At 39.9% G+C, this 20,589-nt stretch carries 21 protein-coding genes; 9 read left to right on the top strand and 12 right to left on the bottom strand.

Annotated features, from left to right (window positions below):
- Window positions 1-83: 83 nt before the first annotated feature.
- Window positions 84-2,099, top strand: coding sequence for a gliding motility-associated C-terminal domain-containing protein (locus tag JN11_RS18050; RefSeq protein WP_144914793.1), 2,016 nt, complete (start codon window positions 84-86; stop codon window positions 2,097-2,099).
- An 8-nt stretch (window positions 2,100-2,107) separates the two neighbouring features.
- Here the strand turns inward: JN11_RS18050 and JN11_RS18045 are convergent, their stop codons facing one another.
- Both JN11_RS18045 and JN11_RS18040 read right to left on the bottom strand, forming a co-directional pair.
- Complete coding sequence (locus JN11_RS18045; protein ID WP_144914792.1) at window positions 2,108-3,376, bottom strand: outer membrane beta-barrel protein; 1,269 nt, start codon at window positions 3,374-3,376, stop codon at window positions 2,108-2,110.
- Window positions 3,377-3,451: 75 nt separating this feature from the next.
- Window positions 3,452-4,732: a porin family protein gene (locus tag JN11_RS18040; protein WP_144914790.1), complete on the bottom strand. Its 1,281-nt coding sequence runs from the start codon at window positions 4,730-4,732 to the stop codon at window positions 3,452-3,454.
- 186 nt (window positions 4,733-4,918) lie between these two features.
- Between JN11_RS18040 and JN11_RS18035 the strand changes: the two genes are divergently transcribed.
- On the top strand, window positions 4,919-5,608 hold the full coding sequence (locus tag JN11_RS18035) for a VIT1/CCC1 transporter family protein (RefSeq protein ID WP_144914789.1): 690 nt from the start codon (window positions 4,919-4,921) through the stop codon (window positions 5,606-5,608).
- 54 nt (window positions 5,609-5,662) lie between these two features.
- On the opposite strand, the gene JN11_RS18030 is transcribed toward JN11_RS18035, so the two are convergent.
- Window positions 5,663-6,184, bottom strand: a complete 522-nt coding sequence (locus tag JN11_RS18030; RefSeq protein WP_144914787.1) for an NADPH-dependent FMN reductase — start codon at window positions 6,182-6,184, stop codon at window positions 5,663-5,665.
- Between the two features lie 284 nt (window positions 6,185-6,468).
- Here JN11_RS18030 and JN11_RS18025 point away from each other — a divergent pair, with 284 nt between their 5' ends.
- The 5 genes from JN11_RS18025 (at window position 6,469) to lepB (ending at window position 10,917) form a co-directional block, all read left to right on the top strand.
- Window positions 6,469-7,272, top strand: a complete 804-nt coding sequence (locus JN11_RS18025; protein ID WP_144914786.1) for a ParA family protein — start codon at window positions 6,469-6,471, stop codon at window positions 7,270-7,272.
- Window positions 7,273-7,280: 8 nt separating this feature from the next.
- Window positions 7,281-8,192 carry a ParB/RepB/Spo0J family partition protein gene (locus JN11_RS18020; protein WP_144914784.1) on the top strand — a complete coding sequence of 304 codons (912 nt, stop codon included), beginning with the start codon at window positions 7,281-7,283 and terminating at the stop codon, window positions 8,190-8,192.
- A gap of 38 nt (window positions 8,193-8,230) precedes the next feature.
- The gene (locus JN11_RS18015) at window positions 8,231-8,917 is read left to right on the top strand and encodes a DUF5683 domain-containing protein (RefSeq protein WP_144914782.1); all 687 of its coding nucleotides are present in this window, start codon (window positions 8,231-8,233) and stop codon (window positions 8,915-8,917) included.
- Between the two features lie 71 nt (window positions 8,918-8,988).
- Window positions 8,989-9,747 (top strand): 4-hydroxy-tetrahydrodipicolinate reductase, encoded by a 759-nt coding sequence (dapB, locus tag JN11_RS18010; protein ID WP_144914781.1) that lies wholly within the window; start codon window positions 8,989-8,991, stop codon window positions 9,745-9,747.
- 27 nt (window positions 9,748-9,774) lie between these two features.
- Window positions 9,775-10,917 carry a signal peptidase I gene (lepB, locus tag JN11_RS18005; RefSeq protein ID WP_144914779.1) on the top strand — a complete coding sequence of 381 codons (1,143 nt, stop codon included), beginning with the start codon at window positions 9,775-9,777 and terminating at the stop codon, window positions 10,915-10,917.
- A 15-nt stretch (window positions 10,918-10,932) separates the two neighbouring features.
- Here the strand turns inward: lepB and JN11_RS18000 are convergent, their stop codons facing one another.
- From JN11_RS18000 to rpmB, 8 genes are all read right to left on the bottom strand, one after another.
- A complete protein-coding gene (locus tag JN11_RS18000; RefSeq protein ID WP_144914778.1) occupies window positions 10,933-12,006 on the bottom strand; it encodes an Ldh family oxidoreductase in 1,074 nt (357 codons plus the stop codon).
- Window positions 12,007-12,073: 67 nt separating this feature from the next.
- Window positions 12,074-12,607, bottom strand: a complete 534-nt coding sequence (locus JN11_RS17995) for an RBBP9/YdeN family alpha/beta hydrolase (protein ID WP_144914776.1) — start codon at window positions 12,605-12,607, stop codon at window positions 12,074-12,076.
- A 21-nt stretch (window positions 12,608-12,628) separates the two neighbouring features.
- Entirely contained in the window at window positions 12,629-14,245 is a 1,617-nt protein-coding gene (gene bshC / locus JN11_RS17990; RefSeq protein WP_144914774.1) for a bacillithiol biosynthesis cysteine-adding enzyme BshC, read from the bottom strand.
- A gap of 139 nt (window positions 14,246-14,384) precedes the next feature.
- Window positions 14,385-15,719, bottom strand: a complete 1,335-nt coding sequence (gene rimO / locus JN11_RS17985) for a 30S ribosomal protein S12 methylthiotransferase RimO (RefSeq protein ID WP_144914773.1) — start codon at window positions 15,717-15,719, stop codon at window positions 14,385-14,387.
- A 99-nt stretch (window positions 15,720-15,818) separates the two neighbouring features.
- Window positions 15,819-16,784 carry a signal recognition particle-docking protein FtsY gene (ftsY, locus tag JN11_RS17980; RefSeq protein ID WP_144914771.1) on the bottom strand — a complete coding sequence of 322 codons (966 nt, stop codon included), beginning with the start codon at window positions 16,782-16,784 and terminating at the stop codon, window positions 15,819-15,821.
- A gap of 206 nt (window positions 16,785-16,990) precedes the next feature.
- Window positions 16,991-17,149, bottom strand: coding sequence for a DUF4295 domain-containing protein (locus JN11_RS17975; protein ID WP_144914769.1), 159 nt, complete (start codon window positions 17,147-17,149; stop codon window positions 16,991-16,993).
- A gap of 38 nt (window positions 17,150-17,187) precedes the next feature.
- Window positions 17,188-17,370 (bottom strand): 50S ribosomal protein L33, encoded by a 183-nt coding sequence (gene rpmG, locus JN11_RS17970; RefSeq protein WP_022830075.1) that lies wholly within the window; start codon window positions 17,368-17,370, stop codon window positions 17,188-17,190.
- A 69-nt stretch (window positions 17,371-17,439) separates the two neighbouring features.
- Window positions 17,440-17,673: a 50S ribosomal protein L28 gene (gene rpmB / locus JN11_RS17965; RefSeq protein WP_094572451.1), complete on the bottom strand. Its 234-nt coding sequence runs from the start codon at window positions 17,671-17,673 to the stop codon at window positions 17,440-17,442.
- A 313-nt stretch (window positions 17,674-17,986) separates the two neighbouring features.
- On the opposite strand from rpmB, the gene acs reads away from it, so the two are divergent.
- Window positions 17,987-19,888 carry an acetate--CoA ligase gene (gene acs, locus JN11_RS17960; protein WP_144914767.1) on the top strand — a complete coding sequence of 634 codons (1,902 nt, stop codon included), beginning with the start codon at window positions 17,987-17,989 and terminating at the stop codon, window positions 19,886-19,888.
- A 161-nt stretch (window positions 19,889-20,049) separates the two neighbouring features.
- Window positions 20,050-20,235, top strand: coding sequence for a CsbD family protein (locus tag JN11_RS17955; RefSeq protein ID WP_144914766.1), 186 nt, complete (start codon window positions 20,050-20,052; stop codon window positions 20,233-20,235).
- Between the two features lie 56 nt (window positions 20,236-20,291).
- On the opposite strand, the gene JN11_RS24500 is transcribed toward JN11_RS17955, so the two are convergent.
- On the bottom strand, window positions 20,292-20,456 hold the full coding sequence (locus JN11_RS24500; protein WP_170227790.1) for a hypothetical protein: 165 nt from the start codon (window positions 20,454-20,456) through the stop codon (window positions 20,292-20,294).
- Window positions 20,457-20,589: the final 133 nt, after the last annotated feature.

Genomic DNA, 20,589 nt, shown 5'->3' with positions numbered 1-20,589 from the left:
TATTGTAATACACAAAATACATTTATGATTGTGGGTTAACAGATTTCTTTGCTAACTACTCAATTGTAACATTCTTTAATAATATGCTATTCATCAGCCAAATAAATTATTTTTGGAAGGTTACTGTATTTGATACCCTTACCCAATTAATGCGACCAATTATATTTAAGCTTCTTTTACCGGCATTTTTTATTGTATTTGCTTTTAATGTGCGTGCGCAAAGCTGTACCGGTAGTTTAGGCGATCCGGTAATTAATCAGGATTTTGGATCAGGGGCAAACCCCGGCGCTCCACTTGCAGCGGGTATCACTACCATGACCTATACTTCATCCAACTGCCCTGATGATGGTTATTATACTATAGCTAATAGTCTTACCGGGAATGGAAACTGCCATCCGGATACCTGGCAAAACGTTACCAGCGATCATACAGGTAATCAAAATGGCTATATGATGATTGTTAATGCATCTGATCAGCCAAGTGTCTTCTTTACGCAAACTGCCAATGGCCTTTGCCCAAATACAACTTATGAATTTTCATCATATGTACTTAATTTAATTACTCTTGAAGCCAGCGGACCCGGCGTTAGCGAACCTAATATTGTATTTACCATTCAAACCACCGATGGCCAGATTTTAGCAACCTATACTACAGGAACAATAGCCTCAACTCCACAGGGAAAGCCTCAATGGAATCAGTATGGGGTTTTCTTTACCACCCCGGCAAATGTAACCGATGTTGTGGTTAAAATGACCAATCTGGCTCCCGGGGGCAATGGCAACGATTTAATTTTGGATGATATAACCTTCAGAGCCTGCGGTCCGGTAATTACCACTGGTTTTGGATCAAGTACAGGGCAAAGTGCCTTGAGTTTGTGTGCGGGAAGCAATGCACAATATACCATAAACGCCAATGTGATAACAAATGGCAGCCCTGACTACCAATGGCAAGCCAGTACCAATAATGGAGCCTGGATTGACATTGCAAATGAAACTACAGCCCAGTTAAATATTTCTTTTACAAATGCTGTTGCAGGCTTATATCAATATAGGCTGGGTGTTTCAAATGGTTCCGATATTTCATCGGTTCAATGCAGGGTGTATTCGCCCCCGGTAAGCGTTACGGTAAATCCCTTGCCGGTTGTGCCTGCTATTGCTCCGCAAACCGTTTGCGAAGGATATACCTTAACACTGTCGGCGTCGGGAGGAGCAAGTTATTTGTGGTCCGGTCCTAATCTGGCCCCCACATCACAAAACCCATTGGTTATTAATAATGTTACCGCGGCAAATGAAGGTGCATATACAGTGCAGGTTACATCTGCTCAAAATTGCTCAATAACTGTACAGGCAACTGTAAATGTGATACCTAAAGTTACAGCAGTAGTAAGCGGTAGTGTTAATGTGTGTGCAGGTACGCCAACACAATTAAATGCCAGCGGCGGCCTTTTTTACAAATGGACGCCTTCAACAGGGCTTGATCATGACGATATCGCTAACCCAATTGCTACTCCATCCCAGACAACTACCTACACTGTTGATGTAAGTAATGGTACGTGTGATGATAATACCCAATCAATAACCGTAAATGTGATGCAGGATCCGGTTGCCGATGCAGGGGGTAACAAAGTAATATTTGAAGGGCAGTCGGTTAAATTAGATGGATCTATTGCAGGGGATAACGTCACTAGTTTTTACTGGGCACCTACAACCGGTCTTAGTGATCCTAATTCGCTTACACCAATGGCTATGCCCGATGATAACATTACTTACACTTTAACCGCTATATCGCAAAGCTGCGGCACATCATCAAGTAGTGCATTTATTAGGGTTTATAAAAAAATAACTATTCCTAATACTTTTTCACCCAATAACGACGGGAGAAATGATTACTGGGATATTGATGCCCTGGTAACTTACCCTAACTGCGCTGTGATGGTTTATGATCGTTACGGGCAACCGGTTTACCAAAGCATAGGGTATCCAAAACCCTGGGATGGCACACTCAATGGTTCGCCACTTCCCCAGGGTACTTATTATTATATTATCGACTTAAAAAACAATACACCCAAACTGGCTGGTTGGGTGCTTGTGGTACGATGATGATTTTTTTACTTTCCGAATAAATAGTTAATGCCAAATTGGTAAGAGGTGACGGCTCCCGAAAAGGAGTTGTAATTGGTTAGCGAAGAAGCTGGAATATAATGGAAGTTTACTTCTATTTTTTTGCTGAAAGATACTCCTGCGCTTAACGGGAAGGATGCCCAAAAGCCACTTAATTCTGGATATTTGTTATTATAAATTGCGGGTTCAAATGTGCCTGGAAAAGTAGTTACTGTTTGATAATGGTTATACGCTGAAAGATTTACACTTACGCCTGCGCCAATAAATACCTTAACTGATTCTTTATTATAAAGATTTAATATAATCTGTGGAGTTAGAGAATTATTATACTGTGTGAAATTGAATGTATTATTTGATGGAACAAACCCTGAATTATCATTGCTGGATATTTTATACTTATTCATTTGGAACGAATACTCTAAACGAATAAAAAATCGCTGAACATTTTTGTTCGCGAAAAAGTCTAAACCGGCAGTAATTTTAGGTGAGATGCTATTTGACGAGGTGCTATTTGGAAAGGGATTACCAGTGCCATCAAACTTTAACTGATTAACTGCCGCGCCAACGCCAACAAACCAACGTGTGCCTCCGAGGCTTGGTTGTGAAAACTTGAGGGATGATGGTCCGTTTATGTCCTCTGCAATTTTAATCAAATCAGCTTCTTTGTAATCGGCGATAAACACTTCGCGAATAATTTTATCTGTACTATTAGTGTTGAGCTTTCTGACTAAATTGCCTAACTGCAAACGGTAAGTTGTAACGTATTGAATGCCGCTATTTTCCTCATTCATGTAAGCATGGTAACCTAACTCTACCGGCTGGGTGGCTCCTGCTTCCAAATAATAAAAATGGTCCTTAATTTTATCAGTATAACTAAATACGGTTAAGTATTTTCCGGTGGTGCAAATTCTTAAAAAAACGGTATCAGCAATGGTAGTAGTATCCAGTTGCTGTTTAACTTTTTCAATATCGATCAGGTCCTGACTTACAGATACCGTGTAGCTTCGGTAATTTTCATATCCACTTACCGCAAAGGCGCTGCTGTTTTTCACGCTAAACGTTTTGGTATCGCCTGATTCCAAATTGGCTTTAAAAGTAATTTTGGTAGGGTTTTGATCCCATTGCTTGTAATTAATATACCCACGTACGGTATCACCCTGTGTGGTTACTACATAACCGGGTTTGTAATTACTTTGAGCTAATGAGAATAAAGGAAGTGCAAAAAAGAAGAGAAATAATCTGTTAAAAAAGTGCATAATTATTCAATAGTTGTTAAATTTAAATATCGGGTCGGTGATTTATTTCGTTTTTTGTTAACGGAGATCAAAAGATTATTTAAATAAATAATTGATCCCAACCCGCTCCTGGGTGTTGTTTAGTTGAAAATAGCCACCACTAGTTAAGGGGACTGAACTCACATAATCAGCAAAAATCCCCCAATTTTTTGAAAACTGAATACCGGCTTTTATCACAAAGGATGTTTCAGTATTTCTAAAATAATATGGATCGTTACTTGCTGTACCATCAAAATTATCGTTCGGATTTTGAGGGCCGAAAACCGCGTTCGAATAATTATTGTATCCAATCAAAATGCCGGCTCCGGCATAAAACTTAAAATTTTCACCATTATAGAAATTGTAAATAATTTCAGGAGCGAAAGCTATAATTAAGTCATTAAATGACGCTTTTACACCTATATATGGCGAAACTTTATTTTCATATAATGAACTGTAGGATGCTGTACCAATAGTTACCTCTGCACGTAATTGCAATTTGCCGGTATTTGCATTGGGTAAAATGGCTATCCCAAAACCGGCTGTTGGTCCGAAAGAAGTGTTTGATTTTCCGCCAGCCAGCGCAAAAGATGAGGTACTGCCGGGCGATATATTAGACACATTAATCCCCGCGTTTACAAAAAGCTTAACGCCAGAATTAACTTTGTGATTCTTTTTGTAATTTGACGCTGAGATTTTGTTGATCTTGCTTACAATCTTTAAAATAAACCAATCCGAGTAACCTTCGGCTTGAAAAATCTTTTCCAATTCGCTGTCCATTGCATCGTATTTATTAGCCAATGCAAACAATTGTTTCAGGTAAGTATTTTCAGTGACTATACCTCCGGCTGAATTTTGGGCGTTAGCATCAACATATAGGCGGTATTCTAATTCAAGAGGTTTGTAACCAGGAGCTTCTCCAATATAAAAACGGCTTTTAATACGGTCGGTATAACTGAATAGTTCGAGGTTTTTGCCTTTTTGTAATATTTTTAGAAAAACGGATGCAATTTTAAAGCTCGTATCCCGTGAAGACGGATTGACGGCGTTTGTGCCGTCGGTACTTATTTTTCCAGCGTAGGTTTGATAAGCGTCGATGTCATCTATGTTAAAATAAACAATATCTACAGGGGTAAAAGATTGGGGCTTTGTTGCATTGAGCGTGATTTTAAAATTAATAGAATTAGGGTTTGAGTTCCATTCTCTGTAGTCTATAAAGCCATGGAGGGTATCGCCTTTAAGTGTAATCACATAGCCGGGTTTATAATTACTTTGCGCTAAAGAAAATAGGGGCATTATTAATAAAAAGGCAAGTAGTGCCTTTGTTAAGCATTTCATGATAATAGTTTAATTTAGATTGTTAGGTTAATTGGTTTGATTATAGATGTTTTCTACTAAATTGGTCAATTGTGCGTACATTAAGTTGAACAGCTAATATAAACTAATTATTTAGTAACCAATTCAGACTAATGATAAATTGTCTTTTTGTTAAAATACTATGCTTTATTAGGGGTATTTTTAGCCATGCATCACGAACAACACTTAAAAAGCTCTGATACTATTCGGGATATAGTTATCGGCATGTCTGATGGATTAACCGTGCCTTTTGCGCTGGCCGCAGGCTTAAGCGGGGCGGTAGCCAAATCGGGCATAGTAGTTACTGCAGGCATAGCAGAAATTGTTGCCGGTTCAATAGCTATGGGCCTTGGCGGCTTCCTGGCCGGCCGTACAGAAGCAGACCATTATGATGCTGAGCTGAAGCGCGAATATGATGAAATTGAACGCGTACCCGAACAGGAAAAGATGGAGGTAAAAGAAGTTTTTGCTGATTTCGGATTATCGCCCGCTTTGCAGGATCAAATTGCCAATGAAATGGCAAAAGACAAAGATAAATGGGTTGATTTTATGATGCGTTATGAACTGGGACTTGAAAAGCCTGAAGCAAACCGGGCTACTCAAAGTGCCGTTACTATTGGTATATCCTACATTATAGGCGGCATTATACCGCTTTCACCCTATTTTTTTGTTGACAATTCGCAGCACGCACTGTACTATTCGTGTGCTATAACTATGGTGTGTCTGTTTATATTTGGCTATTTTAAAAGCAAAGTAACCGGTCAGCCCGCAGTATCAGGTGCATTAAAGGTTTTACTGATAGGTGCCCTGGCCGCTGCTGCCGCATTTATTATGGCTAAATTGATTAACGGAGCATAGGACGCGAGTTTTGCATAGATCCTTCAACTAAATCTATGTAATTGGGGTGTCCAATTAAAAGGCGATAAACTTATCTATTTGCTCATTGGTAAATTGCAGGGTATCTTCTTTAAAAAAATCACCTTCTTCATTAAACTCCTTATTGATGGATGCAATATGTAATTTTAACGACATCACATTTAAATGCAGATAATGGCATACCCCGGTAAAATGATCAATACCACGGATGTTTCCATATTTGCCTGATGATATGCCGGTGAGGGCTGCTTTTTTCTCGTAAAAGCTTTCCGGAAAACTGCAGGCATCAATAAACACTTTTAAGACACCCGGAAAGCTGCCATTATATTCAGGAATAATAAACAGAAATTTGGTTGTTTGGGTAATGATTTGTTGTATCGGCTCAAATTCTGCACTTCTTTTACCGTACAGATCACTTTCAATTAAATTGGCGGGTAGTTGTGCAAGAGATAGCAGCCCGGCATCAATGCCTTTTTCTTTCAGCTGTTTTTGATAGTATTTGGCTACTTTAAGTGTTGAACTGCCGGGTCTGTTGGTAGCTGAAATGATGGTTACCATGTAATTTTTGTCAAGTTATTGAACAGATTATTTCCTTTAAACAGGAAGATAAATAGAAGGGGCAAAGTAAATCATTAATTCAATAATTCTATAATGTGGTAGTTCAGAAAAAATAAAAACTAACATTTTCGTTCCACTTTTGTTTGTAAGTAGGCAAAAGCTGTGGATTTTGGAATTATATTAAATGCTTATCTTTATCGCGGAACACTTTGCGAAATAGGAAATCAACATTTCGGTATTTCGTTTTGCTAAAAACCCTTTTATAAATTTTTTTAACAGATAAAATGAGTAAAATAATTGCGTTGGCCAATCAAAAAGGTGGTGTTGGTAAAACTACTTCATCAATAAATCTGGCTGCAAGTTTAGCCGTATTAGAGTATAAAACACTATTAGTTGATGCCGATCCACAGGCGAATTCAACGTCGGGTATTGGGTTTGATCCACGAAGCATCAAGAACAGTATCTACGAATGTATCATTAATCAGATTGACCCCCGCGAGGCTATCCAGAAAACGGATACCCCTAATCTTGATCTGTTACCGGCACACATCGACCTGGTAGGTGCTGAAATCGAAATGATCAATATGAACGACAGGGAGTATAAAATGAAAGCCGTCCTTAATGCAATTAAAGAGGATTATGATTTCATTATTATTGACTGTTCACCATCATTAGGTTTAATTACCATTAACGCCTTAACCGCTGCCGATTCTGTAATTATCCCTGTTCAATGTGAGTATTTCGCATTGGAAGGTTTGGGCAAGCTGTTAAATACCATTAAAATTGTTCAATCAAGATTGAACACTAACCTAGAGGTTGAAGGTATCCTGTTAACCATGTACGATGTAAGGTTGCGTTTGTCAAACCAGGTGGTTGAAGAGGTACGTACACACTTCGAAGAAATGGTTTTTGATACCATTATCCAAAGAAATACCCGCTTAAGTGAGGCCCCAAGCTTTGGTGTATCTGTAATTATGCATGATGCTACCAGCAAGGGAGCTATTAACTATTTGAATCTTGCACGTGAAATTCTGCGCAAAAATGGTTTAGTTCTTTCAGACGCAGCAGAAAAAATAGCAACAGTATAATATAACAAATGAGTACAGAGAAAAGAAACGCGTTGGGAAGAGGATTAAGCGCATTGCTGAATGATTCTGAAAATGTACAGTCAAACAACAACAAAAAAACAACTGCTTCAGAAAGCCCGGAAGTAAATGATCTGGGCTCTGTAAATGAAATAAAATTAGCTGAAATTGAAGTTAACCCTTTTCAGCCTCGTACCGAATTTGACCAGGATGCTTTAAAAGAATTGTCAGAATCTATAAAGCTACAGGGGCTTATTCAGCCTATTACCGTTAGACGCCTAAACGCACATAGCTATCAGCTGATATCAGGCGAACGTCGTTTCCGGGCATCAAAACTGGCCGGATTAACACAAATCCCTGCATATATCCGTACGGCTAATGACCAGCAAATGCTGGAAATGGCCCTTATTGAAAATATTCAGCGCGAAAACCTGAATGCCATTGAGGTAGCATTAAGTTTTCAGCGAATGATTGATGAATGCAGCCTGAAACAGGAAGAACTGGGCGAAAGGGTAAGTAAAAACCGATCCACGGTAACCAACTATTTACGTTTATTAAAATTGCCCCCTGCTATACAGGCATCTATTCGTGACGGGCAGTTAAGCATGGGTCATGCAAAGGCTTTAATTACCATTGAAGACCCTACCAAACAAATATATATCCATCAACATATCATTCAGGAAGGTTTATCCGTTCGTAAAACTGAAGAACTTGTTCGTGATATGCAAAAGCCCCAGGTAAAAAAAGAGGGTAAGCAGCCAGAATCGGTATCTTTCCAGCTTCAAAAAATACAGGACGATCTTGCATCCAAGTTTAGTTCAAGAGTTAAACTGAAGCTGGCCGGACAAGGTAAGGGTACTATTGAGATCCCCTTCTTATCAGAAGATGATCTTAGCCGTATTCTTGAAATTATGGATTGGTGAAAACACAACCCCTAAAAAACGGGGCTTTAAATTGAAAAATGTATAAATATTTGTTAGTGGTTTGTTTGTGTATGGCATGTGTATTTACTGCCAGGGCGCAACAACCTGATACTACTTCTGCTAAGTTAAAAACAAGTAAAGATTCTTTGGTCTCCACCAAAAAGGATACAGATGTGGTAAGGTCTTTTAAATCCAAAAAACAAAAAGAAAGGGCATATCACCCAGATAGCACCCATAGTCCGCACACGGCAGTTATTCGCTCGCTTATTGTTCCGGGTTTGGGTCAGATTTATAATCACCAGTGGTGGAAGGTTCCTGTTATTTACACCGGGATAGGGCTTTTGGGCTGGGCCGTTGTATTTAACAATACCTATTATAATGAATTTTTGGCCCTATCAAAGTACAGGGAACACGGTGTTACGCCGGGGCCTAAAGATCCATATTATAACGAATATAATCTCTATATTAATCAGCCTGACCAGGCACTTTATGATGCTACTGACGCCTATCGCCGTAACCGCGATTTAAGCATTTTAGGTATTTTAGCTGCCTGGGGTATTAATGCTGTTGATGCTTACATTGATGCCAAGTTTATGCATAGCTATAGCGTTGACAATAACCTTAGTATGAAAATTATTCCCAGTTTGCTTAATCAGCCCGTTTATGCGCTTAATAGCAGCAGTTCTTATGTTATGGGATTAAAAATTACCTTTACACTCAGATAAATTATTATTCAATTAAAACTGTTAATCTTTTTAATTTAGAGGTACAGTTTATAAACCTATACACATTTCTGATGAAGATAGCATTATTGGGATACGGTAAAATGGGCAAGATCATTGAAAAAATCGCCATTGACCGTAAGCACGAAATAGTACTGAAAATTGACCGGGAAAATCAACATGAGCTAACAACAGAAAATCTACAAAAAGCTGATGTTGCCATTGAATTCAGCACGCCTGGAACTGCTTTAAGCAATATGGAGTTATGTATTATGGCAGGCACACCTGTTGTGGTTGGTACTACCGGCTGGCATGGCAATATCGAGGCTGTAAAAGAGCTATGCGAACAAAATAGCGGTTCGTTAATTCATGCCACTAACTTTAGCGTTGGGGTAAATATATTTTTCCATGTTAATAAAGTATTGGCAAAGTTGATGAATAACTACCCATACTATGATGTACAGGTAGAAGAAATTCACCATACCCAAAAGCTGGATTCGCCGAGCGGTACTGCTATTACCATTGCTGAAGGTATTATTGAAAATATTGATACAAAAAAAAGTTGGGCCAACGTATTAACAACAGGAAGCGATGAAGCCAGCAATGATAATGTAGAAGACAGTAGCGAGGTATTAATAGAATCGTTCCGTATTGAGAATGTACCGGGTACACATACGGTAATTTATGATTCTGAAGTTGATTCTATCGAGTTTAAACATACTGCCCATAACCGTAATGGTTTTGCCCTTGGTGCGGTGCTGGCTGCCGAATGGATCCAAAACAAAAAAGGTTTTTATTCCGTTCAGGATATGTTTGATTTTAGCATAAAATAATAGATTATTATTCCCAATATTGTAAACATGAACTGGAAATTCTGGAATAAAAAAAATAAACCCGCTAAAAAGAAAAAAAGCGCCACCCGCGAATGGGTTGACGCAATTGTTTTTGCTGTAATTGCTGCAACGCTTATCCGTACATTTTTTATAGAGGCTTACGTTATCCCTACACCATCAATGGAAAGATCGCTGCTTGTTGGCGATTTTTTGTTTGTAAGTAAGGTTAACTATGGCGCGCGCACACCCATGACGCCTATTGCGTTCCCGTTTGCACACCATACCATGCCATTGATTAATACCAAAGCCTACTGGGACGGTATTGAGCTGCCTTACTACCGCCTACCTGGTTTAAGTGATGTGAAAAAAGGAGACGTAGTAGTTTTTAACTACCCAATGGATGCAGATGCGCCATTATCGCGCCCTGTAGACAAACGCGAAAATTTTATTAAACGCTGCCAGGGTACTCCGGGTGATACCCTGAGCCTGGTGAATGCCCAGGTTTATGTGAATGGTAAAGCTGCACCGAACCCTCCGGGCGAACAAATAGAATATAACTATACCACTACCGGTATAGAAGTAAACCCACAAATTTGGAAAGATCTGAACATTTCTTTTTATGATTCGGTAGGTAAGCCAAGTGTGCCAACTATGACGGTTGCTTCGGCCAGTATTTTTAAAGGATATTCGAACATAAAATCATTTGCACCTGCTATAGCTGTAAAAGACATCCCGGATCAATTAAATCCTGTTTTTCCGTTAAAATATAACCCAGAGCACGTTACCTTAGGCAAAATGCCCAATTATAAATGGAACGTAGATAATTTTGGTCCTATTATTATCCCTAAAAAGGGTTGGACCGTAAAACTGGATAGTTTAACCTTCCCGATTTATGAGCGTTGTATTGAAGTTTATGAACACAACAAAGTGGAAGTGAATGGAACTGATATTTTGATAAACGGTGTAAAAACCAACAGTTATACCTTTAAAATGAATTATTACTGGATGATGGGGGATAACCGTCATGATTCAGAAGATTCACGCTACTGGGGTTTTGTGCCCGAAGATCATATTGTTGGAAAAGCCCTATTCATCTGGATGAGCTGGGATGATAATGAATCGTTTTTCAGTAAAATCCGTTGGAGCAGATTATTCAGAGGAATCCATTAAGGTTTCGGATTCGAATTAAAGTCGCTTAATTCCAAATTTATCGGCCAGACCATTTAAGTCATTTACAACGGCGTCCACCAGTGGGATGCCGTTTTGCTTTCTGTCCAGTTGAGCTTCCAGCTCCGGCTCGCCGGGGATAATAACTTTTTGATCCGGATGAACGGTAGAGGCTGATTTAAAACGCGATACCCAATTATCCATATGGGCCTTAAACTCATCAACCGGGCGAAATCCATCAACCCGCATAGCACCTACAAAATGGCCTATCCCCAGGCCAACCGGGTTAGCCGGAGGATCTAAAAACGCCACAAACGGCGGTACCCAGGGGCCATAATTAGCACCTGATAATACTGCCGAAAGGATATCAACCGTTGCACTCAAGCCAAATCCTTTATGACTGCCATGATCACGATCGCTGCCAAGCGGTAATAAAGATCCGCCTGATTTTAAGGCATGAGGATCGGTAGTGTAATTGCCTGCTGCATCCTGTATCCACCCTTCCGGAACTTGTTTGCCTAAACGTTGTGCTATTTCCAATTTGCCATTAGCTGCTGCTGATGTGGCCATATCAACCACCACCGGCGGGTATTTCCCTGCCGGGAAAGCATAACAGATTGGGTTGGTGCCTAATAAACGTTCATTAGAAAAAGTTGGCGCCACCAGCGGACTGGCATTGGTCATGGCATAGCCAATCATATCTTTCTCAACTGCCATCAGTGTATGATAGCCAGCAATACCAAAGTGATTAGAGTTCCGCACCGACACCCAGCCCGAACCATATTTTTCAGCCTTTTTAATGGCTAATTGCATAGCAAAAGGAGCAACCACCAAACCAAGCCCCGCGTCGCCATCTACAGTGGCCGTAGTAGGCGTTTCATGAACGATGGTGATATTGGGTATAGCATTTATCCGTTTGTTTTCCCAGAGGCGTACATAGCCTATCAGACGGGCTACACCGTGTGAGTCAATTCCTCTGAGATCCGACAATAATAAAACATCGGCAGCCAGTTCAGCATGTTCATTACTGCAACCCATGGCTAGGAAAATATTCTGGGTAAATGTACGTAGGGAAGATTCGGAGATAAGCATCTGCAAATATAATAAGCTTAGGGTGAGATAAAACTTACAGGTTTTTAAAACCTTGTAAGTTTTATCATTAGTCCAGTTGCTTCAAAATTCCTAATCCCTCTGCCCATTCACCAAAACCTGATGCTAAATTGATGTGCCCTGCATCGCCAATGTTAACCAATTCGCTACCCCAGGCGCTAGCAAATAATTGGGCACGTTCAAAGGTTACGTAAAAGTCATTAGTACTGACCACTGTGATGGTGGGAAACGGCAACTTATTTAGAGATACCGGTGTAAATCCGGTAGTTCCCGGAGGATAGCTTTCAGCTTCGGTATCGCTCGGGGCAACTAATAAAGCTCCTTTTATTTTGACATTATATTTTTTTGCCCAATAGGCTATGGTAGTGCAAGCCAGGCTGTGACCAACCAGGATTATATCGGCGGCGTTGTGTTTTTTAACTTCGCTTTGGATGTTCTCAATCCAGTCATCACAAACTGGGGCATCCCAGTCGGCCTGCTCAACCCGGATAAAATTAAACTGCTTTTCCCAAATGGATTGCCAGTGCTGTGGCCCTGAATTGCCCAGGCCGGGGATAATGAGGATGGTGGATTTAAAAGTCATGATCGTAAAAAATGGTTTATGCTACTCTGTCAGCACCGTAAACTTAAAATCCAGGGGCTCAAAGTTGCGGATCAGCTCATCAATAAAATACTGGCCCCATTTAACGTAAAACAGACCGAAGTTTTCGGTACGTTCCTGTAAACTGTCTTTTGGGAAGATGTCACCTTTAATATGTTCAACTTGTTCTAAACGGGTATGATAATTTATTTTTTCGGCCTTTACCAGTTTTTTCTCCAGGTTGTCTATAGCATGTTTAAGCCTGGCCTGTACGGCATCGGTAGAAGGAACCAGCGTACTATCAATTTTATGTGCACGCAGTTTTATTTTTTCAAACACACTCGATAGTTCGCGCCACTCTTCCGTTAAGCTTAGGGTGTGTTTGCTGTGTTTTTTTACCCAATTGTTTTTAATATCGTCGGTGCTTTTAAACAGATCAGTTGGTTCAAGTTCCATCCGGGCAATTTTGGATGCTGTTTCTTTTCCAATCAGCAGCCCTGAATTTCTAAGGATCAGGATAGGGAAATCTACCTTATAAAAATCAAAATTTGATTTGAGCTCCAACCAGTAAACCACCTCGGCACCACCGCCAACATAGGCTATGTTAGGCAAAATACATTCCTGGTAAAGCGGGCGCATCACCACATTCGGACTAAACCTTTCTGGATATTGTTTAATTTCCTGCTTTAATTCAGCTTCCGAAAATCTGATCTCACTGTTTAATACCTGATAGCTGCCATTTTCAAATACAATACGCTCACGCAAACCATCCAGCAGGTAAAAGAAATTGATTTCGCGAGGGTTCACCTGTATATGAACGCCTAATTGATGCAGTTGCTCATTGGTAGCACTGATATTTTGAAAGCTGTTTTGCTCAATAATATCGCGTTCAATAATTTGTGCAAACTGGTGTTTAAACTTGTGATCGTCTGCATCTATAATTACTAATCCGTATTGGCCAAACAAGGCATTCACCAAATAACGGGTTGCATCAGCCAGTTTATCAAATTTGGTATAGGCTGTTTCTATTATTGTGGCAAGTTCATCTGCATGGCCGTTTATCCCTAATGCACCTTTATACTGGTTTATAGCCTGGCGCATAGTTTCTGGATTAATGCGCCCCGTGGCGCCATAAGCTTCATACCACCAATGCACTTTTTTACCGCCAATATTGGTGTAGTTAATTTCGGCAAAGTCGTGATCTTCAGAAGCCATCCAATATACCGGAACAAAATTTTTATCAGGGAATTTCTCTTTTAGCTGGCGCGATAGTTTAATGGCCGTTACAATTTTGTAAATAAAATACAAAGGCCCGGCAAATATATTGAGTTGATGACCGGTTGTAATGGTATAGGTATTTTCCTTCGATAAAAGATCAATGTTTTTCCATACCAACGGCCATTTTTCAGAACCATAAAAGCGCTGATCTTCTTTATTATCAAGGCCATATTGTAAATCCAAAACACTAGCTAGTACTTCGCGGTTGGCAATTACTTTTTTATTTTTCAATAAAGCAGCAAAGCCTTGCATATCGGGCCGGTGACTATAAAATGAACGCAGTTCCGGAATGTTGTCCAGATAATCGGATATAGTTTGGGAAAAGTATCCCGTGTCTTTGTAGTCTATACAGGCTGAGTCCATTGTTGATTTCAGATTTCGGATGCTCGATTTTGGATTCAAAAACCCAATTTCAAAACAAACTTATAAGCATACTTTAAATGCTAAGGTCGAATTTAGATTTTTAAATTTCTAAAATGGAAATCAAGTAAACAAAAACTGTTTATTTTACAATATGTCCATAAAGATCAAAGTCTTCCGCGGTGTCAATCTTTACGTTTACAAAGCTGCCAATGGTTGCATAATCAATGCTTGCATCAATTAAAACTTCGTTATCCACCTCTGGCGAGTCGTATTCGGTACGGCCAACAAAGTAATCACCATCTTTTTTATCCACCAAAACTTTATAGGTATGGCCAATTTTTTCTTGGTTTTTATCAAAACTGATACCTTGCTGAATTTCCATGATAGCATCAGCGCGCTCCTGTTTTACTTCTTCAGGTACATCATCAACCAATGAATGAGCATGTGTTTTTTCTTCGTGCGAGTAGGTAAAGCAGCCCAAACGGTCAAATTTGGTTTCTTCAACCCATTGCATCATTTCTTCAAAATCCTGCTGTGTTTCACCCGGATAGCCGGTGATCAGCGTAGTACGCATAGCAATGCCAGGAACTTTATCGCGGATTTCATTTACTACATCAATGGTTTTTTGTTTAGTGATACCACGACGCATAGATTTCAACATATTGTCGCTGATGTGTTGAAGTGGCATATCCATGTATTTGCAGATATTGTCGCGCTCATTCATCACATCCAGAATCTCCATTGGGAAGCCTGAAGGATAAGCATATTGCAGCCTGATCCACTCCACGCCGTTAACATCAGACAGGCGGCGAAGCAATTCGTCCAAATTACGTTTGCCATACAGGTCCAATCCGTAATAGGTTAAATCCTGGGCAATTAGTATCAGTTCTTTGGTGCCGTTTTTCACCAGGTTTTGAGCATCCTTTACCAGCTGATCAATCGGCTGACTCAAGTGCTTGCCACGCATCAGCGGGATAGCACAGAAAGAGCAGGGGCGGTTACAACCCTCGGCAATTTTAAAATAGGCAAAATGGGAAGGAGTGGTCAGCAAACGTTCGCCAATCAGCTCGTGCTTATAATCCGCACCTACTGATTTCAGCAGGTTTTGCAGATCGTTAGTGCCAAAATAAGCATCAACATTGGTGATCTCTGCTTCCAGCTCGGGTTTGTAGCGCTCAGAAAGACAGCCGGTAACAATTACTTTGCCTACCTTGCCCTGATCTTTCAGCTCGCTGTATTGCAAAATAGTATCTATTGATTCCTGCTTGGCATTATCTATGAAACCGCAGGTATTAATTACAATAATATCATCTTTGCCCACTTTTTCAGCCTCATGCACCACATCAAAATGGTTGCCTTTCAGCTGACCCATCAGGATCTCAGAATCGTAAATATTTTTGCTGCAGCCTAAAGTCACCACATTTACACGTGGTTTAACTGTTTTTGCAGGCTCGTTGATTGATTTTGTCCTCATCACTTATCGGGCGTTAGCCCCCTCTAAATCTCCCCCGGTAGGGGAGACTTTAATTTCGTTTATCTTCTGCCCTCCCTACCGGGGAGGGTTGGGTGGGGCTTATTGTTTAAATAAACTATCAACAAAGGCTTGTCTGTCAAATAACTGCAGATCATTCACGCCTTCGCCAACACCAATATATTTTACGGGGATTTTAAACTGATCGGATATACCTATCACCACACCACCTTTTGCAGTACCGTCAAGTTTGGTTAATGCCAGGGCATTAACATCAGTAGCTTCGGTAAACTGTTTGCATTGCTCAATGGCATTTTGCCCGGTGGACGCATCCAGCACCAATAAAATTTCATGTGGCGCGCCCGGAACTACCTTTTGCATCACATTTTTTATCTTGGTTAACTCGTTCATCAGGCCCACCTTGTTATGTAAACGACCGGCGGTATCAATAATCACCACATCATCCCCATTGGCTACTGCTGAACGTAAAGTATCAAAAGCAACAGATGCGGGGTCTGATCCCATGGCCTGTGCTACTACTTTTACGCCAATGCGTTCGCCCCAAAGCTGTATTTGGGCTACAGCAGCTGCACGGAAGGTATCGGCTGCGCCTAAAACTACTTTATTGCCTGCTTCTTTAAGCTTGTTAGCCAGTTTGCCAATGGTGGTTGTTTTACCAACACCATTAACACCCACTACCATAATTACATATGGTTTGTGGCTGCCGTATTCAAAGTTTACAAAATCGTTGCTGTTGTTTTCGGCAAGCAGTTGCTGTATTTCATCCTTCAGCAGCTTGTTCAGCTCGGAGGTATTTACATATTTATCCTGAGCTACCCGGGCCTGTATACGGTCAATGATCTTTAAGGTAGTTTTAACACCAACGTCTGATGTTACCAAAACCTCTTCCAATTCATCCAGCACATCATCATCAACGGTTGATTTGCCGGCAATTACTTTGGTGATCTTTGAAAAAAAGTTATCCTTGGTTTTTTCTAAACCGGTATCCAGCGCCTCCTGTTCTTGTGGCGTGCTTTCCTTTTTTTTGAAAAAATCGAATAATCCCATGTTTTTCTATGTGCAAATTTCAGATGTGCAAATGTGCGGATTTTAAGTGTTCAGATTATAAGCAAACAGACATAATTAAAGTTTCATTTTATAGCTACTTTAAAATCATTTGCATATCTGCACATTCACATATCAATATTATATCAACAAAAAAAGCCTTCTCGTAAAAACAAGATGGCTTCTGTATTTTGATCAAAAATTACCGGTTATTTTCCGGCAATTGCGTCCTTAACGTTATCGTTAGGCACAATTTGTTCTTTAAATGAATAAGCGCCTGTTACAGGTGACTTGATCATTGTAATAACTTTTGAATATTCTTTTCCTTTACCTGCTACTTTCAGGGTTGCAACTACTTTCTTTGCCATGTTGTTTTAAATTATGGTTATTAATTAAATAATAACGATTACTTAATTTCTTTGTGAACTGTCACTTTTCTCAATACCGGGTTGAATTTTTTTAATTCTAACCTTTCAGTTGTATTTTTTTTGTTCTTGGTAGTAATGTAGCGAGACATACCAGGCATGCCGCTTGTTTTATGCTCGGTGCATTCTAAAATTACCTGAACTCTGTTGCCTTTCTTAGCCATTTTCTTTTATTTTTAGAAGTGATTATTAATGCAGGCAAGTATCACTACTGACCCATCACTACTCATCTATTAAATGTATCCTTTTTTAACAAATTTATTGATACAAGCAGTTATACCGTTTTTGCTGATAGTTTTAACAGCAGAAGTAGATACCTTTAAGGTAATCCATTTATCTTCTTCAGGAATATAAAACTTCTTAAGTTTTAAGTTTGGATGAAATCTGCGTTTGGTTTTAACGTTTGAGTTAGAAACGTTGTTACCAACTAAAGATCCTTTTCCTGTTAGATCACAAATTCTTGACATGACAAATCTTTTTAATTATCCCTTTTTGTAAAGAGTTTGCAAATATCAGGATTTAATGTGAAATAGGCAACAGTGTTTTGAAAATATTTTAAAAAAGATTTATCCAGCTTGAAAACATAAAATATTGCAGATCAATTTGCGGGCTTCCATTTAATTAATGGATGCTTTAACATAGAATTGTACAATCAATAAAGTTAAATTTTAAAAAGAAGTGCATTCTTTTTAAAATTTGCTAAAATGTTTTTTTGTTATAATCAATTATTCAGGAAAGTTGTAATTTACGCCACCAATTAGGATATCGATGAAAACCCCGATGAAAATTAGCTCATTTGAAGAATACCACCAGGTATATAAACACAGCGTTGAACAGCCCGAACAATTTTGGGAAGGTATAGCCAATAATTTTTTGTGGCGAAAAAAATGGGACAAAACACTGGAGTGGAATTTTACAGAACCAAAAATAAAATGGTTTCAGGGAGCGAAGTTGAATATTACCGAGAATTGCCTCGACCGTCACCTGGAAACTTTGGGTGATAAGCCTGCTATTATATGGGAGCCTAATGACCCTTCAGAAGATCACCGTGTATTAACCTATAGGCAGCTATATGAAAAGGTTTGTCAGTTTGCCCATGTGCTTAAAAACAATGGGGCGAAAAAAGGCGACCGTATTTGTATTTATATGCCTATGGTGCCTGAACTGGCTATTGCTGTGCTGGCTTGTGCCAGGATAGGAGCTATCCATTCGGTTGTTTTTGGTGGATTTTCGGCACAATCAATTGCCGACAGGATAAAAGATGCCGAATGTAATATTGTAATTACTGCCGATGGCGGGTATCGTGGTAACAAAGAAATTCCGCTGAAAAGCATTATTGATGATGCGCTGGTACAATGCCCGTCTATTAAAAGATGTATTGTGCTTACCCGTAGCCGTACTCCGATATCAATGATAAAGGGGCGTGATGTTTGGTGGGAAGATGAAATTAAAAAGGTAGAAACACAAGGAAATAACACCTACGAGGCTGAGGAAATGGGTGCCGAGGATATGTTATTTATATTATATACCTCTGGCTCAACCGGTAAACCAAAAGGGGTGGTGCACACTTGCGGTGGCTATATGGTTTATACCGGCTATACCTTTGCAAATGCATTTCAGTACAACCAGGGTGAGGTTTATTTTTGTACTGCCGATATCGGCTGGATAACCGGTCACTCGTATATTGCTTACGGTCCGCTTACTCAGGGAGCTACTTCGGTATTGTTTGAAGGTGTGCCAACCTGGCCATCACCGGCCCGTTTATGGGATATCGTTGAAAAATATAAAGTAAACATTCTTTACACTGCACCAACTGCCATCCGGTCGTTAATGAGCTTTGGTGATGATTTATTAAAAGGCAAAGATTTTAGCTCGCTTAAAAAATTAGGTTCGGTAGGTGAGCCTATAAATGAAGAAGCATGGCACTGGTTTGATGAAAAAATTGGCCAGGGTAATTGCCCTATTGTGGATACCTGGTGGCAAACCGAAACCGGTGGTTTCATGATATCTCCCATAGCTGGTGTTACGCCAACTAAACCCGGATATGCCACTTTGCCACTGCCGGGTATTCAACCCATATTGGTTGATGAAAATGGTAAAGAGATTGAAGGTAATGGTGTGAGTGGTAACTTATGTATTAAATTCCCATGGCCGGGCATGCTCCGCACTACCTATGGCGATCATGAGCGCTGCCGTACCACTTATTTTGCTACCTACCACGATTTATATTTTACCGGCGATGGTTGCTTACGCGATGATGATGGCTATTACCGCATTACCGGCCGTGTTGATGACGTGCTAAACGTATCCGGCCACCGTATTGGAACTGCAGAGGTAGAGAATGCCATTAATATGCACAGCAGTGTAGTGGAGTCAGCAGTAGTAGGTTATCCGCATGATATTAAGGGACAAGGGGTATATGCTTACGTTGTTTGCCCTAATCAGCATGGCGACGAAGAACTTGCCCGTAAAGATATAATGATGACCGTATCGCGCATTATTGGAGCCATTGCCCGTCCGGATAAAATTCAGTTTGTATCTGGCTTACCAAAAACACGTTCAGGAAAAATTATGCGCCGCATATTGCGCAAGATAGCCGAAGGCGATACCGCTAATTTAGGCGATACCTCAACACTGCTTGATCCGGCTGTTGTGGAGGAAATAAAAGCAGGCGCGTTGTAAAGGCAGCAGCACAGAACCAAGAGTCAAGATTCAAGAAACAAAAGTCAAGAGCAGATTTGTTTGCTGCTTTCCTTGATTCCTGGCTCTTGTTTCTTGAATCTTTCCAAAAACCAAAATGATGCCCCTGATGTTATCTAAATACATCTTAAATAAAAAACATCATGGATAAATTACAATTAAAAGGCGGCTGGAACGAGGTTAAGGGTAAAATAAAACAAGCCTATGGCGACCTTACCGACGATGACCTGATTTACGAAGAAGGCAAAGACGATGAGACACTGGGAAAACTTCAGCAAAAGACCGGCAAATCCCGTAGTGAATTAGTGAAGTGGATTAACAGCTTATAAAAATTATAAACCGCGAAGCTTAATTTAATGCTTTAATAAAACGGTTCTTAAAAACTCTACCAACGGGCAATTTTATATTGCCCGTTATTTTTACCCCTTGTTTGTTTTATGATGCTACCTCCCTTATAGCTATAAGGATTTTCCCTTACGTACATCATATCCACCATAAAATCATAATCGCACACCGCTTGCGGTCCTTTCATTTCAACCGCCAGGAGCATTGATTGAAATAGTTGTATGCTGTTAATCCTATAGCTATTGGGCTGTTCGAACCTATATGTAGACTTTTAACGTAATAGGATACTTATGATACAAACTTATGCCAGCGTATTTTATGCAGGAGAGGTCATTAAA

This window comes from Mucilaginibacter frigoritolerans (assembly GCF_007830615.1).
GTDB lineage: Bacteria > Bacteroidota > Bacteroidia > Sphingobacteriales > Sphingobacteriaceae > Mucilaginibacter > Mucilaginibacter frigoritolerans.
The sequence above is the reverse complement of the archived record's forward strand: the minus strand, read 5'-3'. Positions and strand labels throughout refer to the sequence as shown.